Source organism: Glaciihabitans sp. dw_435, assembly GCF_018449675.1.
Classification (GTDB): domain Bacteria; phylum Actinomycetota; class Actinomycetes; order Actinomycetales; family Microbacteriaceae; genus Glaciihabitans.
On sequence record NZ_JAAVUZ010000002.1, the window covers coordinates 92,989 to 108,337 of the forward strand.

Below are 15,349 nucleotides of genomic sequence, written 5' to 3' on the forward strand. Positions count from 1 at the left end.
GCAACCGCCACAGCCACAGCCAGGTAAGTCTTCCGCGTGCCCAGAACTCCGACCCGTTCGTCCCGGGTGCGCCGCCGCATCCTGCTCGCGGTGGCCGCGGTACTCCTTCTCGTTGTTCTCGGGTTCGTCACGTACGCGAGTTTTCCGTTTCCCGCCGAGGCCGCGCCGCTGGCCGCGGCCGAACGCGACCCGGCCATCACCGTCACCGAGGTCTCCGACGGTATCGTGCTCACACCGACGACGACGGGAACGGCGTCGACCCCGTCCACGGGACTCGTGTTCATCGCCGGCGCGCGCGTGGACCCGGCCGCCTACGTCTCCACGCTGTCCGGCATCGCCGCGAACGGCACCACGGTCGTCATCGTGCAGCCCATTCTGAACTTTGCCATCCTCGACTGGCGCCCCCTGTCGACTTTCACCCGAATGGCTCCCGGCGTATCCCGGTGGTTCGTGGGCGGACACTCGCTCGGCGGCGTGCGGGCATGCCAATATGCGGCGGATGACCCGGAGGTGGTCGGCCTCGTCTTCTTCGGGTCGTACTGTGCCGCCGATATCTCCGCCGGTGACACCCGCGTGCTGAGCATCGGCGGCTCGCGGGACGGACTCAGCACGCCCGCGAAGATCCGGGACGCCGCCCACCTTCTGCCGGCGGACGCCACCTTCGTCGAAATCGCCGGTGCCAACCACGCGAGCTTCGGTGACTACGGACGCCAACCCGGTGACGGGACGGCCACCGCGGGCGATGCGGACGTGCGCCGGCAGATCACCACGACCGTCGACGCGTTCCTCGCGGAGTAGCCGGCCGCGTAGGTCGGACGCTAGGCGTCGGCTGCGGCGTCGGCAGGAGGACGAAGTCCGAGTGCCGGCAACAGGATGGTGTCGATCATCGAGATGAGAAACTCGCGGTCGACCGGCTTGCGCTGCACCAGAGTGCGGTACGCGGTCATCGAGGGGCCGATGAGCGACAGCGTCTCGATGTCGGCATCGGCCGGAATCTCGCCGCGATCGATGGCCCGGCGCATGAGCACACGATTGACCGCTGCCCGCGGTTCGACGATGGCGTCGTTGACGGCATCTGCAAGCTCCGGAGAGCGGGCAACCATCGCGGCCACACCCGCCATGATCTGTAGTTTGCGGCCGTTGTCGTGAATGGCGTGGGGCTTGATCATGCCGATCAGGTCTCCGCGCAGGGTGCCGGTGTCGGGAAGGTTGTCGAGGTCGTTCGCGCCCTTTTTCATGCAGGCAACCGCATCAATGACGAGGTCGGCCTTCGATGACCAGCGACGATATACCGTTGCCTTGCCGGCCTTCGCGCGGGCTGCGACCATGTCGATGGTCATGCCGTCGTAGCCGGTTTCGGCCAGAACGTCGAGCGCGGCGTCCATGATCTCGGGATCGCGGGAATGATCGCGCTTGCGTCCGAGTTTCACAGGAGCGTCCGTTACCGGGGTCACGTCGAGCTGCGTCATTGCAACTAACTCCATCTCTTCCATGTCCTTGCATAATACGCCATAATTAAGGAACCCGTCAGATCCGAAACTTTCTATATCCGAAACTGTGTAGTTCCGTATATAGTGATCTGCATGACACAGACTTCTTCCGTTTCGCCGGGCGCCCTCGACGCTCCCGCGGACTCACGACGCTGGTGGACCCTCACCGTCGTGGCGCTCGCCCAACTCATGGTGGTTCTTGACTCCACCGTCGTTAACATCGCCCTCCCCGCCGCGCAGGCTGACCTTGGATTCTCGAACGGTGACCGCCAGTGGGTTGTCACCGCGTACTCCCTCGCCTTCGGCAGCCTTCTGCTGCTGGGTGGCCGCCTCTCCGACTTGATCGGTCGCAAGCGCACCTTCATCATCGGCCTCATCGGTTTCGCCATCGCCTCCGCACTCGGTGGAGCGGCGGGTGACTTCGGCCTGCTGGTCGCGGCCCGCGCCCTGCAGGGTGCATTCGCCGCGATGCTCGCGCCGACCGCCCTTGCCGTGCTGACCACGACGTTCACCATCCCGAAGGAACGCGCCCGCGCGTTCGGTGTCTTCGGTGCGATCGCCGGCGCCGGTGGCGCCATCGGCCTCCTCCTCGGCGGATTCCTCACCGAGAAGTTCGACTGGCGCTGGAACCTCTACATCAACGTCTTCATCGCCATCATCGCCGTCATTGGCGCCGTCATCTTCGTCTCCTCGGTTGACCGCACGGGTCCCCGTCCGAAGCTCGACGTTCCCGGCACGATCCTCGTCTCCGGCGCGCTCTTCGGCCTGGTCTACGGCTTCTCCAACGCCGAGACCGATGGCTGGGACTCGCCCCTGACGTGGGGCTTCCTTGCCGCCGCTGTCGTGCTGCTCGTTGCATTCGTGCTGTGGCAGCGCAAGGCGACGCATCCGCTCCTCCCCCTGTCGGTCATCCTCGACCGCAACCGTGGCGCGGCCTACGCGTCGGTGCTCATCGCGGGCGCCGGAATGTTCGGGATCTTCCTGTTCGTGACCTACTACCTGCAGGAATCGCTCGGATTCACTCCGATTCAGACCGGACTGTCATTCCTGCCGATGATCGGAATGCTGGTGCTCGCCGCGCAGCTGTCGACCAACATCTTCGTGCCGCGTTTCGGACCGAAGATCATGGTTCCGTTCGGAATGGCTCTTGGTGTGGTCGCCATGTTGATGCTCACCCGCCTCGACCTCGGAAGCACCTACGCCGCGAACGTCCTGCCGGCGCTGATGATCATGGGCTTCGCCATGGGCTCGATCATGCCCGCCTCGATGCAGACCGCAACTCTCGGAATCGATCGCCAGTTCGCCGGCGTCGCCTCCGCGATGGTCAACACCAGCCAGCAGGTCGGTGGCTCCATCGGAACGGCTCTGCTCAACACGTTCGCTGCCACCGCAGCGACCGGCTACATCGCCGATCACCTCCCGACGACGACCGCCGTCGCGGCCGAGGCAGCGGTGCACAGCTACGCCGTCGCCTACGGCTGGGGAGCCGCGTTCTTCGCCTTCGGCGCGGTGCTCGCGGCCCTACTGTTCCGTCGTCGTGGACAGGGCCTCTCGCTCTCCCACGCGCCGGCCGCGTCCTCGGACGAGGACGACCTCGCCCCGGTGATGGCGCACTAACACCGAGCATCACCAGCACTCACGCGAACAGCGCGGCCCGGGTCATCCGGTCCGCGCTGTTCGTCGTTGACGAACCGGGCAAGTACGCGACCGGGATAGTACGAAGGCATCGCGAACGACGCAAGCCTCGGCACGGGCGGCGGGCGCGCCGTAGCGTGGATGCCCTCACGACGGAGAGGATCACCATGACTGACAGCACCACCACCCCGAGCGATCCGGACGACGCGGTCACCGGCGACTCCGACAGCGAGGCCGAATCCCCCGAGCAGTCCGACGACGGCATGGTCGGCCTCGGCTCGACCGCGAGCGGGTCCGGAACATCCCTCGGCGGCGGCAACATGGATGACGCCAGGCCGGACGTCGACCCCGCGGAGTACGGGACGACGGAAGCGGATGTCTCGGACGGCCGCGACCAGTAACTGCCGGGCCACGACGGGCGAATTCCACGAGTCCGACCGACGGCCGAGGCGACACCCGAAGTCGCCCCGGCCGACGGCCGGACTCGTGGACGCGTAATACTCCATCCGATCACGTTGCCCTTGGATTTCGCCGCGAACTGGCAAACTGCGCCACCCCTCCGAGAAGGATCGTCGATGCCAGCGCGCACGCCCCGGCAAGCACGGGTTCGATGGGCAGCGGTTGCGCCAGCTCGAACGCGGACGAGTAGGTGAAGACCTCGTGCCCGAGCGCCGCGAACCAATTGCGCGGATCGTGCACGACGAGAATCGGCAGCACGTAGTCCCAGGCCAGGAAGAGGAGGGCGGGGAGGGCGAAACTCCCCACCACCGCACCGGTCGCCACTCCGGCTCCGCCGAAGAACAGAATGACCAGCACGATCGCACCGACCTGCGCTAACGGGTGAGCTGGTGGCGCGGCAGTGAGCGGCGCAAAGTCACCCAACGGCAGGTCCCGGGACAGGGTGGCGCGCGCTATTGCCCTGCCCGTGGCATCCACCATCACGGCCGTCGCGACCACGAGCGCCGACGCTACCACCACGGCCACCTGGCGTCCCGCCACCGTGGCGACGGGACCGGCGCGCACGAGCGTCACCTTCTCGAGACCGTGCCGGCGCCAGACCGTGGCCGACCAGAGCCCCAGCATGAACGCAACGAGCGGGAGCACCAGCAAGCCGAACCCCTTGAGCGTCTCCGAAAGCGCGCTGGTGGGCGACATGGCGGAGACGGATGCCGCGAGCCGGTCGTAGTCGTAGCGGGCAAGGTTGCCCACGCTCGCCTCCCCCGGCGCGAGGCCATCGGTTTCGACGGTGACGGGGCGGCGCAGATCGGCCGCGAAGTCCAGCCCGTTGGCCGCGTACTCACGCTTGGTGTGTTCGAGCATCGCGTGGTTCGCCCGGACGGCGTGCGCGCCGTTGACCACGGTTGCGGTGGCGACGATCGCCGTGAGCAGAAGCGCGACGGGCAGCACCCAGGAGCGCCAGAGCAGCCACATCTCGAGACGCGTCTGCCGGATCATGCGGGTACCCCATGTGCCCTGCCCGGCACGACGGTTCCATTCCGCAGAAGGAGGCGGTGGGTGGCCAGCGCCGTCGCCGGGTCTCCGTGGTGCCCGGTGAGCAGGATTGTCGTGTCGGTGAGGCGATCGAGGAGGGCGGCGATGCGCACCAGCCCCGGGGCATCCACCCCATTGAACGCCTCGTCGAAGATCAGGTGCTGTGCTCCCGACAGCAGCGCCGCGAGCACGTGGACGCGCTTGCGTTCACCATGACTGAGCGCCCGGGCTCGCGCGGCGAGCAGGGCGTGTGGCGCGATTTCGGGAGCGATTGCGGCGACCTCGTCGCGCGGGAGTCGGCGGCCCAGCAGCATCTCGATGTTGGCGTAACCGGACAGCGAGGGAAACAGGGGCGCGTCGTCGAAGCAGACGTACAGGGCAGGTCCGGGGGTGCGGCCGGTGTGCCGCACCCGCCGCGGTGCCCGGGCGCGTGACGCTGACGCGGCATCGAGGCGAATCGACCCGCTGAAGCGCTGGAGGCCCGCGATCGCCCTGATGAGGGTGGTCTTGCCCGAACCGTTAGCTCCCGCCAGGTAGGTGATCGCGTTCGAGGGAATCGTCGCGCTCACCCGGTCGCAAATGGTTGTTCCGTGCAGGGTGACCGACACCCCATCAAGGCGAATCACGGCCGCCTCAGTTGACGGTCGCGCCGCCACCACGCTTTAGGGCGTAGTAGTCGGTCTTCGCGGCCTGATAGACGTTGACGTCGCCCCAGGGAGTCACGATGCCCGCACCGGCGTAGTTGGTTCCACGCCAGTTGTGCTGGGTCACCCCCTTGTAGGTGCGCTGGATGCCGCCCTTGCGTGCCGTGTTCGGGAAGATGTAGCCGACCTGCTGCCACCCCGTGCTCGACGTGATCTTCGTGGCGCTCCAGTACCACTCGAGGTCGTTCTCGGTCCACATCAGAAACGAGCCGCGGTAATGGGTCAGCCGCGCTCCCCCGGGCCGGGGTACCTTTCGGATCGTGGCATCGGGCGACAGCGGTTGCGTCTTGTCGACCAGCGGAACCGTCAGCGATGTCTCCTGCTGAAGCCAGGCCTGCGCCGCGGGCGGCACACCACCGGGGTCTGGCTCCGCCGCTGTTGCCGGCTGGAGCGCACCCAGCGCGAGCGCGAGGCCCGCGGCCGCGCCCACGACTGTTCGAATCGGAAGTTTCACCATGTCTCCTTTTCTCGGCCGGCGCCCTGTGCGCCGTACGAGAAAAGAGACTATAGAAATAGAGACTTTACGTCTTTATTTATCCACAGGTTAGATCGACAGGGACGGGTGCAGGCGCCCGACGGTCCAGACGCGGTTGCGGTGCGCGGCGACGGCGGCGAGGGCAAGGGCGATCACCATGAACAGCACAAGGTGCGCAACGGAGCTCCATACGACAGCCATGTCTCCCCCGGCGATGAGGTGACGCATGCCTGTCACCGCGTAGCTCATGGGCAGGTAGGGGCTGATCGCCTGGAAGAATCCGGGCGACAAAATCAACGGGTACGTACCGCCGGCGCTCGTCAGCTGCAGCATGAGGAGAATGAGCGCGATCAGGCGGCCGATTCCACCGCCGAACAGCGCAGCCAGCGCGTCGTGCACCGCGGTGAAGGAGACCCCGACGAGCACCGCAAACGCGACGGCTGCCACGATGTGCGGCGACGTGAGACCGACACCGAAGATGAGCACGCCCATCAGCACGAGGGCCTGAATGGCACCGAACAGCGCGCCCGGCGCGAAGCCCGCGAGGGCAACCCGCCACGAGCGTGCACCGGAGGCAACGGCGCGGGGAGAGAGCGCACGGAAGATGGTGAACGTTACGATGCCACCGACCCAGAGCGCCAGCGGAATGAAGTAGGGAGCCAGTCCATCACCGTAGGTCGACACGGCGTTGTCGTGCGTGCGGTCGAGCGTGACGGGATCGGATGCCACGGCGGTCAGCGAAGCACGCTGGCTGTCGGTATAGCTCGGTACATCGGCGACGCCGTCGGCGAGTCCGTCGGAGAGGTCGGTGGCGCCCGAGCTGAGCGTGTGCAGCCCCGTGGACAGCTTCTGTCCTCCGGCGAGTGCCGAGGCAGCACCGTCGGCGAGCGATGCCGCTCCGGTCGACGCGGAGGCGGCGCCGGTGGACAGGCTGGATGCCCCGTCCGACAGCTTCCCGGCACCCGCTGCGCTCTGGCTGATGCCGGAGTACAGGGTCGGCGCTGCGGCCGCGAGCTTGGCGGTGCCGGAGGCGAGTGTGCCGAGGCCCGAGTTGAGGGACGTGGCGCCGGTCACCAGTGACGACGACCCGGTTGCGAGCTTGTCGACTCCGTCGGAGAGCGAGCTTGCACCCGACGACACACTGGCAGCTCCGGACGCGGTCTGCGATGCACCACCGGCGAGCTGCTGGAGGAGTCCCTTGCGCTGGGCATCGGTGAGCGAGTCATAGTTCGCCAGCAGGCCCGCGAGTCCCGAAGAGACCTGCGCCGCGCCGGAACTGACCGACGAGGCGCCCGTCGCCAGCGAGGCAGCCCCGGACTTGGCAGACTTCGCGCCCGCGGCGAGCGACTTCGTTCCGGTGAGCAGCGTGCCGCTCCCACTCGCGGCAGACGCAGTTCCATCCGCCAGCTGCTGCGTCTGTGCGGGGAGTGACTTCGTGGCTGACTGGAGCTTGCTCAGCCCCGAGTCGAGCGACGCGGCACCGGTGGCAAGCGACTTCGCGCCGGTCGCGAGCGTTGCGCTGCCGGAGGCGAGCTTGGTGGCGCCGGTGGAGAGGGTGCCGAGGCCGGTGACGAGGTCGTCCGATCCGTTGCTCGCGGTCGTCGCGCCGTCGGTCAGCTGGTTCGCACCGTCGCTGGCCTTGGCGAGTTCGTCGTGCACCGAGGTGAAACCGACGTAGATCTTGTCGAGGTAGCTGGAGGTCGTCGAGGACGCCAGGTTCTTCTGGATCGTGTTGGAGACCGTGTTGGTGATGGTGCCGGTGAGGTAGCTCGTGGCGTCATTGGTCGTCACGGAGATCTTGGCCTGGGCCGGGTCATCCCCGCTCACCGAACCCAGCGTGGTCGAGAAGCTCGCGGGCACAACAAGGGTTGCCGCGTACTTTCCGTCGTCGAGGCCCGCGCGCGCGGTGGCGGCGGAGACCTTCACCCAGGTGAAGCCGCTGTCGGCCTTGAGCAGTTCCTTTGTCAGGTCGGCACCCGCGGAGATCGTGCTGGACGAGCCATCCGTCGCCGTGACCGTCGCCGGCACGTCCTCGTCGACGACCGCGGCCGTCAGACGATCGAGGTGACCGGTGGGGTTCCAGTTCGAGGCGAGGTACAGGCCACCGTAGAGCGCGGGGATGATCGCCATGATGACGAGCGCGGCCTTCGTCTTGGTGGTGACGCCGAAACGGGCGAGTTCGGTGCTCGGCAGGGAAAACAGTCCCATTAGTTGGCCTCCGCGGCGAGTGCCGCACGATCGGTGGTGTCGGGAGTGGAGATGTCGGAGGATCCCACGTGCAGGGTGCCGTTGCTCGCGGCGCCGTGGAGCGACCGGGGAGCATCGCCGACGGGAAGCAGGCTGACCCGCCGCACGAAGGTGCCGGGCTCCCCCGGCGGCGTCGAGTCGTGCGCCTCCATCAGGGCGGAGGGCAGTTCGCCCGCATCCTGGCAGGTGGCGACGATGGTGAGGTTCTGGGTCTTGGGTGTGCGAATGGTGGCAAGGCTCGTCCAGGCGAGTTTTCGGTCGCGGAGGTCGCGCAGCGCGTCAACGTCATCGATGACGAGCATGTCGGGCACCGAGATGAGCGCGAGGACGACGCTGAGCACGAGGCGCGGCAGCGGACCAACCACGGCGACGAACTGGTCGCGATTGAGCGGCTCGAGTCGGGACCGCTGCCCGGGAGTGGATTCGGTGGATGCCCCGACCGCCGACATCTCGGAAATGATCGCGTTGGCGCGGTCGATGACGTCGGCCACTTCGCGCCTGGTCGTCCACGTCTTCCACCACGGGCCGCTCAGCACGATCGCCTCGGCGATGTGCTGGCGGACGGTGAGATTGTCGTCGAGGGCCGCGACCGTGGCGTTGCCGGTGAAGGCCACGCGGCGGCGTACCGCGCCGGCCTTGGCGGGAAGATCGAGGCCGAGAACCGTGAGCTGACCGGCGGTGGGCTTCAGGCGTCCGGCGAGCGCGAGCAACAGCGAGGTCTTGCCCGCGCCGCCCACGCCGGTGAGTACGAGCATCTCGCCGACCGGCAGGGCGATGTCGATGCCGTCGAAGACAGTTGTGCGGCGGTCGACCAGTTTCAGCGACCGCGCGCGAATCGCGAGCTGTGTGCCCTGCCCATCAGGCTGAGTGACCACGGAAGGACTCCTTCGAATTGACGACCACTAATCATGTCACAGTTTGAATACCTTCGGTACTGAATACCGACGGTACCGAAATGGAGTGATTTCGACTATCGTCGAAGCCATGACTTCCGCGACGATGCCCCCGTCAGCACCCACGGGTGCCCGTCGGCGACCCCGCCGAGAAGACGTTCGCGCCGCGCTCCTCGAGTCTGCCCTGTCCGTGTTCGAGGATGTGGGATACGTCGCAGCCCGGCTGGATGTGATCGCCGACCGCGCCGGGTTTACCAAGGGCGCCGTCTACTCCAACTTCGGGTCCAAGCAGGAGCTGTTCGCCACCCTCCTCGCCGACCGCCTCGCCGACATCTCGACGGATGTGCTCGCGGGGTCGGCCGCATTCACCTCGGTCGACGACCTCGTGCAGTACACCGCCCGCCGTCTCGCCAACGACATCATCACCGAGCGCGCCTGGCACGCCCTCGTGGTCGAGTTCACCCTCCAGGCCGCGCGCGATGCCGAGGTCGGCGAGACCTATCGCACCGAGCGGGTCAATCGCCGCGCCATCCTTGCCGCCGGCATCGCCTCGCGCGTCTCGAGCTTCGGCGGATCGGATGATCCGGCCACCTACCTGGTCTTCGCGACGGTACTGCTTGCCACGATCAACGGACTCTCGGTCGAGCTGGCCGCCGATCCCGATGCGATGACCGAGCAGGATGTCGTGGACTCCCTCGCTGCCGTACTCGCCGCGGCGATCCCCAGCCGTTAACTGCCTCCACACCTTCCCGTTCGGGAAATATTCAACGACAGGTGTCGGTTTCCTTCCCCATGAACCTGCCTACTATCGGATCATCCGACCTCTCCGTATTCCCCCTCGCGCTCGGCGGAAACACCTTCGGGTGGACCTCTGACGAGGCCACCTCGCACACGGTGCTCGATGCGTTCGCCGCCGGTGGCGGTAACTTCATCGACACCGCCGACGGCTATTCGGCATGGGTACCCGGCAACTCCGGCGGCGAATCCGAGACGATCATCGGGTCGTGGATGTCCCAGCGCGCCAATCGCGACTCGCTCGTCATCGCGACAAAGGTCAGCCAGCACCCCGACTTCACTGGCCTCGCCGCCGCAAACGTCGCCGCGGCCGCGGATGCCTCGCTTGCCCGCCTCGGTACCGATCACATCGACCTGTACTACGCGCACTTCGACGACGCATCCGTTCCGCTCGAGGAGACCGTGACCGCGTTCAACGACCTCGTCATCGCGGGAAAGATCCGCTACGTCGGCATCTCCAACTACAGCGCCGACCGCATTCGCGAGTGGGTCGGCATCGCCAGCGAGAAGGGGTTCGCTCTCCCCGTAGCCCTGCAGCCGCACTACAACCTCGTCAAGCGCCAGCCCTTCGAGCGCGAGCTCGCACCGGTCGCCGCGGAGTTCAACCTCTCGGTGATGCCGTACTACGCGCTCGCCAGCGGATTCCTCACCGGCAAGTACCGCACGCAGGCCGACCTCAGCGTCTCGGTTCGCGGCCAGGGCCTCGCCGGCAACCTCAACACCGAGGCACTCGCCGTCATCGACGGGCTCGACGCCATCGCCCAGGCACACAACACCGCGATCTCCACCGTCGCCCTGGCCTGGCTCCGCGAGCAGCCCACCGTCGTTGCGCCGATCGCGAGCGCCCGCGTCGTGGAGCAGCTCGGCGACCTCCTCGCGTCTGCCGAGCTCACCCTCACCCCCGAGGAGCTCATCCAGCTGAGCGACCTCTCGGCGAAGATCCCCGAGTAACGGCGGACAGGGATGAGGGGCGGATGTCCCGGAGACCCGAACTCCGGGACATCCACCCCTCTTACCTCTCCCCCGTTCTGTGGCGGCCCTCCTAGCGGACCGTGATGCTGCCCGCCTCCTTTGCCGACTCGACCGAGTTGCCGACGTAGAGCTTGACCACACCCTTCGGCGTTGTCCACTTGTTCGTCGCCGTGTTCCAGTAGGCGAGGGACTTCGGATCGAGCGTGATGGTGGCAGTTTCGGTGTCACCCCGGGCGACCGAGACCTTCGCCCAGCCGGCGAGCTCGCGTTGCGGCGTCTCGACGGCTCCCGGGAGCTTGCCCGCGTACACCTGCACGACTTCGGCCCCGGCGCGCTTGCCGGTGTTTGCCACCCGCACCTTGACCTCAAGCTGCCCCGGATCGATCTGACCGGATGACGTCACCCGCGGTGACGTCGGCAGGCCGGTGACAGTCGTACGGAACTTCGTGTACGACAGGCCGTAGCCGAAGGGATACTTCACATCGATGTCCTGATCGATGTATCCCTTGTACCCAACGTTGATGCCCTCGGAGTACTGCGCGTCCAGCCCAATGCCCGGGAACTGCGCCTCCGTCGAGGTGGGCGTCTCGTCCTCACTGAACGGGAAGGTCACCGGAAGGTGGCCGGACGGGTTCACGTCACCGAACAGGATGCGCGCGATCGCGGAACCCTGGCGTTGACCGCCGTACCAGGCCTGCAGCACGCCGGCCACATCGTTGTCCCACGAATCCATTTCCATGGCCCCACCCGTCGTCGCTACGACGATGGTGTTGGGGTTGGCCCGGGTAACTGCACGCACCAGGGCTGCCTGGCCCTGCGGCAGGTTCAACGATGGCTTGTCGGGGCCCTCGCTGGAGAGATCACGAACAAACACGACCGCCACGTCGGACTGCGCCGCGAGCGTCGCGGCTGCCCGCGCCTTCTCCGCGACGAATCCGCGGGGAGGGATCCAGCCAAACTTGACCTGCGGGCCGGCGTCCTGCTGGGTGGGGATGTCGTGCGCGTACTCGATCCGCACGGTGTGGGTGTCTCCGGCCGTGAGGTTGACGTCCCAGGTCTTTGTCGAGTAACTCGTTGCCTTGTCGACCGTGGCGACCGGCTGGTCGTCGAAGTAGAGCGTTCCGCTCCCCTCTGCCCCGATCGAGAACGTGTACTTTCCGGTGGTGGGCACCGTCAGCGTTCCGTTCCACGTGGCCGACATGCTGCCGAAGTAGTCCCGTGGGGTCTCCGGCAGTTTCGGGGACGAGGCGTTGAACGCTTCGAACCCGACGAAGCCGAGGAACTGCGCCGCGAACGGCTCCACCCGCGTGATGCCCGGGTCGCCCGTCCGGGTGTTGTTGGTCCAGTACTGGGCGGTGAGGCCGGACTCGCTGCCGTCCGCCGTCGTCAGAACGTCCGACGGAACCGGCTCTGGCCCGGGAAGCAGGGCTCCTCCATTGCCGATCGGGTCGGTGCCCTGGCTGTAGTCGACGTCGACGGAGGGGCCAACACGGGCCTGGATGCCCTCGAGGGGCGACACCACCCGGGTGCCCTTGACCAGCGATGAACCGCCGCCCGCGACATCCGTGTCCGCGTCCGCTCCGATCACCGCGATATCGTCGATGTTCCGCACCGACAGCGGGAGGGCACCATCGTTCTTGAGCAGCACCATTGACTGCTCGGCGATCGATTGGGCGACCCGGGCGTTGGCAGCTTCATTGAAGCCCGTCGTGACGACCGGCTTGTCGAAGAGCCCAAGCGCGTACATCGGAGTCAGGATGCGCAGCACGCGGGCGCCGATCTCGCTCACCGGAATGGTTCCGTCATTCACGAGGTCGAGCAGGGCCTGGCCGAAGTGGAAGTTCTCCGGCTGCTCCTGGTCGAGTCCGGCATCGAAGGCCAGCTGCGTCGTGTGGGTCGCGTTGTAGTCACTCATCACGAATCCCGCGAAGTGCATCTGGTCGCGCAGGATCGTGGTGAGCAGCTCCTTGTTCTCGCAGGCCCAGACACCGTTGATCTTGTTGAACGCGCACATGGCGGAGGCGGGATGACCCTGCGCCACCGCCTGCCCGATCGGACGCAGATACACCTCCTGGTAGGCCCGCTCCGACACCACCGCGTTGCCGCCGAGGAGGCGATTGGTCTCCTGGTTGTACGCGGCGAGGTGTTTGATGTCCGCGAGCACCGGGTTGGACTGGATACCCAGGATCTGCTGGGCCGCCATGGTTCCCGACAGCAGCGGGTCTTCGCCGAAGGCCTCGAATCCACGCCCTGCGCGCGGGTCACGGAAGATGTCCGCCGCGGGAGACAACAGCACGTTGTGCCCGGTGCGGAACGCCTCCGACCCGGCGAGGCTGCCGAATCGCTTGGCGAGCGAACCGTTCCAGGTCGCGGCGAGGGCGATCGGGGCCGGGAGCGCCGTCGATTCACCGTCGTTGACGTCCTGGTTGGCCACGCGGGTGCCGGCCGGGCCGTCGGCCATGGTCAGCGCCGGGATCCCGAGTCGCGGAATCGGCGCGTTGTAGAACCCGTAGAGACCGTTGATCTCGCCGTGCAGCATGTCGATCTTTTCGTCGAGCGTCATGCGGGCGAGGAGCGCCTGGGCACGGGCTTGTGCCGTTCCCGAGTCTTCCCAGGCGGCGGATGCGGGTGCGCCGGAGGTGACGGCGATGGCGATGCCGACCGCGAGGGCGATCGTGGCGGCAATGAGGCGCCGGAACCGCGGTGCGGGCCTGGCGTTGGTGGGCGTTAGTGATGATGACACGGGTGTTCCTCCTCAGCGTCATTGCTGGTGCGGATGCGTGATTGTATGAATGCGATCGTCTGGCGTCGCATCGTGTGGCGGCGGGGACACCCGCTCGCGGGACCTGCGTCTGGTCCTTGTCGTAGCCCTCAGGGCATTCCATCCAGTAAAGACCCGACCCGTGAAACCGTCAAGAGCGGCCGAATGTTTCGCTCTGTGACGGTCACAGGTGACGCCCGAGGCATCCAAATCTAAACTCGCCAGACAAGCACGAGACCCATCAAGTGAGGAACAGGAGGACGGGATGACCCATCTCACGCCAGGAGTGCGCAACGTGATGCTGTGCGAGACCTCGTCCGACTGCACGTCCTGCACCCACGGCGGTGCAGGCCACGCCATCCTCGCCATTCAGGAGCGGGTCACCGCGGCGACGCCGACCAAGTGGCGCGACGGAATCGTGCGCGACGTGTCGGCCGGCGGATGGATCGCCATTGACCTCATCGAGTCCGGCGACACGGAGTGGGTCTGGAACCACGCCGACCGCACGGGATCACTGACCGTTGGCCAGCCGGTGGCCCTGCACGCGCTGTACCATGTGCTCGCGCTCGGATCCGAGCGCGTCAACGTTCTGGTTGCGGCCCAGCTCTGACGCTGGCCCGCACTATCGGCCCGACTCAGGCCATCGACATCGAGTCCATCATCTTCTGGCAGGCCATCGCGCACTGACGGCAGACCTCCGCGCACATGCGACATTCTTCGCTCATGTCGGCCATCGACATGCACTCGTCCGCGCACATGGTCGCCATCATCGTTGTCGCCTGCAGCATCGCCATCATTGTGTCGCGGGTCATGCCGTTCGGGCGCATCATCATGCGCATCATGGCGGATGCCACGTCCGCCGCGTTTGCGCACATGCTGCGGCACATCGACATGTCCGCACCCATCATCGAGTCGGCACACATGGTGCAGGCCTGCTCCATGGCGGAACACGCCTCGATGCATTCCTGCATCATCATCGTGTCCATACCGGACGTCTCGGGCATCTGCTGCATCTCCTGCGAGCGCATGTCCATCATCTTCGTGGTGGTGTCATTCATCGGTTCGCTTCCAGCCCCGAGCAACCGAGCCGCGACCGGTGCCGAGGCATTCCGTGCGGTCGCTCGTCTTGCTGGAAGCGTACCGCCGGGCGCCCGTGGGGCGCGATAGAACGGCGCTGCTGACAGAGCTGGCGGCCGTAGCCCTTAATCGAAGATGGGGCCAACGGTGCGGCTTCGCTTGATCTCGAAGAAGCCAGGATAGGACGCGACGGCGACGACGCCATCCCACAGCGATACCGCCTGCACACCCTTCGGCGCCGGGGAGATGACAGGGCCGAAGAACGCGACACCGTCGACGGCGATGACGGGGGTTCCGACATCCTGTCCCGCACGGGTGATGCCATCGAAGTGACTCGCGCGCATCTGTTCGTCGTACTCGTCACTGAGGCTGTAGGCGATGAGGTCGGCCGGCAGGTCGACCTCCTGTAGCGCCTCGGCGATGACCTGGTCGGGATCGGTGGATGCCCCGGGGTGGATGCGAGTGCCCAGCGCGTCATAGAGCGGCTTGACCTTGTCCTGCCCGTGCAGCTCCTTCACGGCAGCGACGAGGCGGGTGTAGCGCAGCGCGCGCGGGAAGAACGCCTTGTAGTCGTCCGAGACATCCTTGTCCTCGTTGAGAACGGCGAGGCTCATGATGTTCCATGTGATGTCGAGGTCGCGGTACCTGGCCACCTCGTCCACCCAACGGGACGTCATCCATGCCCACGGGCAGGACGGGTCAAACCAAAACTCGACGGTTGTTGTGGTGCTGTCATCTTCGGAGGCCATGACCTCAGCCTACGGCGCGCCACAGCCCGGCTACCGTGGCCGCCGCGTCGTGCTACGTCT

General features: G+C 66.7%; 15 protein-coding genes. 6 read left to right on the top strand and 9 right to left on the bottom strand.

Translation table 11 applies throughout. The features are described 5' to 3' along the window. The first annotated feature begins 36 nt into the window (after positions 1-36). A complete protein-coding gene (locus tag HB677_RS03300; protein WP_213814249.1) occupies positions 37-798 on the top strand; it encodes an alpha/beta hydrolase in 762 nt (253 codons plus the stop codon). 20 nt (positions 799-818) lie between these two features. Here the strand turns inward: HB677_RS03300 and HB677_RS03305 are convergent, their stop codons facing one another. Then, positions 819-1,469, bottom strand: a complete 651-nt coding sequence (locus tag HB677_RS03305; protein ID WP_213814250.1) for a TetR/AcrR family transcriptional regulator — start codon at positions 1,467-1,469, stop codon at positions 819-821. A 114-nt stretch (positions 1,470-1,583) separates the two neighbouring features. Here HB677_RS03305 and HB677_RS03310 point away from each other — a divergent pair, with 114 nt between their 5' ends. Together HB677_RS03310 and HB677_RS03315 are read left to right on the top strand one after the other, a co-directional pair. Next, positions 1,584-3,107 carry an MFS transporter gene (locus HB677_RS03310; protein WP_213814251.1) on the top strand — a complete coding sequence of 508 codons (1,524 nt, stop codon included), beginning with the start codon at positions 1,584-1,586 and terminating at the stop codon, positions 3,105-3,107. Between the two features lie 185 nt (positions 3,108-3,292). Beyond that, positions 3,293-3,526 carry a hypothetical protein gene (locus HB677_RS03315; protein ID WP_213814252.1) on the top strand — a complete coding sequence of 78 codons (234 nt, stop codon included), beginning with the start codon at positions 3,293-3,295 and terminating at the stop codon, positions 3,524-3,526. Between the two features lie 109 nt (positions 3,527-3,635). Here the strand turns inward: HB677_RS03315 and HB677_RS03320 are convergent, their stop codons facing one another. The 5 genes from HB677_RS03320 to HB677_RS03340 form a co-directional block, all read right to left on the bottom strand. Beyond that, a complete protein-coding gene (locus tag HB677_RS03320) occupies positions 3,636-4,580 on the bottom strand; it encodes a hypothetical protein (RefSeq protein ID WP_213814253.1) in 945 nt (314 codons plus the stop codon). Beyond that, positions 4,577-5,242 (bottom strand): ATP-binding cassette domain-containing protein, encoded by a 666-nt coding sequence (locus HB677_RS03325; RefSeq protein ID WP_213814254.1) that lies wholly within the window; start codon positions 5,240-5,242, stop codon positions 4,577-4,579. Before HB677_RS03325 ends, HB677_RS03320 begins: the two co-directional genes overlap by 4 nt. Positions 5,243-5,249: 7 nt before the next feature. Beyond that, positions 5,250-5,777, bottom strand: coding sequence for a hypothetical protein (locus HB677_RS03330; RefSeq protein WP_213814255.1), 528 nt, complete (start codon positions 5,775-5,777; stop codon positions 5,250-5,252). A gap of 87 nt (positions 5,778-5,864) precedes the next feature. Continuing rightward, a complete protein-coding gene (locus HB677_RS03335) occupies positions 5,865-8,003 on the bottom strand; it encodes a YhgE/Pip domain-containing protein (protein ID WP_213814256.1) in 2,139 nt (712 codons plus the stop codon). Then, entirely contained in the window at positions 8,003-8,917 is a 915-nt protein-coding gene (locus tag HB677_RS03340; protein ID WP_213814257.1) for an ATP-binding cassette domain-containing protein, read from the bottom strand. Before HB677_RS03340 ends, HB677_RS03335 begins: the two co-directional genes overlap by 1 nt. 109 nt (positions 8,918-9,026) lie before the next feature. Here HB677_RS03340 and HB677_RS03345 point away from each other — a divergent pair, with 109 nt between their 5' ends. Both HB677_RS03345 and HB677_RS03350 read left to right on the top strand, forming a co-directional pair. Next, the gene (locus HB677_RS03345; protein WP_213814258.1) at positions 9,027-9,668 is read left to right on the top strand and encodes a TetR/AcrR family transcriptional regulator; all 642 of its coding nucleotides are present in this window, start codon (positions 9,027-9,029) and stop codon (positions 9,666-9,668) included. Between the two features lie 65 nt (positions 9,669-9,733). After that, positions 9,734-10,681, top strand: a complete 948-nt coding sequence (locus HB677_RS03350) for an aldo/keto reductase (protein WP_374193776.1) — start codon at positions 9,734-9,736, stop codon at positions 10,679-10,681. Positions 10,682-10,772: 91 nt separating this feature from the next. Here the strand turns inward: HB677_RS03350 and HB677_RS03355 are convergent, their stop codons facing one another. Beyond that, positions 10,773-13,445, bottom strand: a complete 2,673-nt coding sequence (locus tag HB677_RS03355) for a glycoside hydrolase family 3 protein (RefSeq protein WP_213814260.1) — start codon at positions 13,443-13,445, stop codon at positions 10,773-10,775. A 283-nt stretch (positions 13,446-13,728) separates the two neighbouring features. On the opposite strand from HB677_RS03355, the gene HB677_RS03360 reads away from it, so the two are divergent. Then, a complete protein-coding gene (locus tag HB677_RS03360; protein WP_213814261.1) occupies positions 13,729-14,073 on the top strand; it encodes a hypothetical protein in 345 nt (114 codons plus the stop codon). 25 nt (positions 14,074-14,098) lie between these two features. Here HB677_RS03360 and HB677_RS03365 read toward each other — a convergent pair whose 3' ends face one another. Both HB677_RS03365 and HB677_RS03370 read right to left on the bottom strand, forming a co-directional pair. Further along, on the bottom strand, positions 14,099-14,521 hold the full coding sequence (locus HB677_RS03365) for a hypothetical protein (RefSeq protein WP_255546150.1): 423 nt from the start codon (positions 14,519-14,521) through the stop codon (positions 14,099-14,101). 144 nt (positions 14,522-14,665) lie between these two features. Then, positions 14,666-15,289, bottom strand: coding sequence for a DsbA family protein (locus HB677_RS03370; RefSeq protein ID WP_213814262.1), 624 nt, complete (start codon positions 15,287-15,289; stop codon positions 14,666-14,668). Positions 15,290-15,349: the final 60 nt, after the last annotated feature.

What these genes read in the sequence shown, in the direction of transcription:
- HB677_RS03305 (WP_213814250.1), bottom strand. Translation starts at nt 1,469, where the DNA reads ATGACGCAGCTCGACGTGACCCCGGTAACGGACGCTCCTGTGAAACTC.
- HB677_RS03310 (WP_213814251.1), top strand. Translation starts at nt 1,584, where the DNA reads ATGACACAGACTTCTTCCGTTTCGCCGGGCGCCCTCGACGCTCCCGCG.
- HB677_RS03315 (WP_213814252.1), top strand. Translation starts at nt 3,293, where the DNA reads ATGACTGACAGCACCACCACCCCGAGCGATCCGGACGACGCGGTCACC.
- HB677_RS03320 (WP_213814253.1), bottom strand. Translation starts at nt 4,580, where the DNA reads ATGATCCGGCAGACGCGTCTCGAGATGTGGCTGCTCTGGCGCTCCTGG.
- HB677_RS03330 (WP_213814255.1), bottom strand. Translation starts at nt 5,777, where the DNA reads ATGGTGAAACTTCCGATTCGAACAGTCGTGGGCGCGGCCGCGGGCCTC.
- HB677_RS03335 (WP_213814256.1), bottom strand. Translation starts at nt 8,003, where the DNA reads ATGGGACTGTTTTCCCTGCCGAGCACCGAACTCGCCCGTTTCGGCGTC.
- HB677_RS03345 (WP_213814258.1), top strand. Translation starts at nt 9,027, where the DNA reads ATGACTTCCGCGACGATGCCCCCGTCAGCACCCACGGGTGCCCGTCGG.
- HB677_RS03360 (WP_213814261.1), top strand. Translation starts at nt 13,729, where the DNA reads ATGACCCATCTCACGCCAGGAGTGCGCAACGTGATGCTGTGCGAGACC.
- HB677_RS03365 (WP_255546150.1), bottom strand. Translation starts at nt 14,521, where the DNA reads ATGAATGACACCACCACGAAGATGATGGACATGCGCTCGCAGGAGATG.
- HB677_RS03370 (WP_213814262.1), bottom strand. Translation starts at nt 15,289, where the DNA reads ATGGCCTCCGAAGATGACAGCACCACAACAACCGTCGAGTTTTGGTTT.